This is a genomic window from Mesorhizobium sp. M5C.F.Ca.ET.164.01.1.1, assembly GCF_004792125.1.
Lineage (GTDB): Bacteria > Pseudomonadota > Alphaproteobacteria > Rhizobiales > Rhizobiaceae > Mesorhizobium > Mesorhizobium wenxiniae.
In genome coordinates this window covers 1-279 of the sequence record NZ_SRTG01000628.1, presented here as the reverse complement: position 1 = coordinate 279, position 279 = coordinate 1, and the positions used below count along the sequence as shown (strand labels likewise).

Here is a 279-nt window from a genome sequence, read left to right as displayed (position 1 = left end):
GCCAGGTGCCAGCGTGCCGCGGCCGTAGCCGCCGACCGCCACCACCGCCATGCGCTCGGCCGCGGAGCGGTTCTTGACGCGATAGACGTGGGTCGCGGCGAAATCGTAGAGCGCCCGGATGATCTCGTCCATGAGATGCGACAGCCGGGCAGCGCAGGCGGTGCCGCCGCCATCCTCCCTCAGCATGGCTTCCGCGATCTTGCGGCCATCGGCCAGCCGAGCCTTGAGCAGCTGCAGAACGGCGCCGCGCGTCGCCTGACCGGAACCGTCGCCGGCATG

The 279-nt window shown here is 71.3% G+C and carries 1 pseudogene; it reads right to left on the bottom strand.

Annotated elements, in window-relative coordinates:
• Nucleotides 1-279 (bottom strand): annotated as a pseudogene (locus EN807_RS35060) (bifunctional uridylyltransferase/uridylyl-removing protein); the annotation flags it as partial.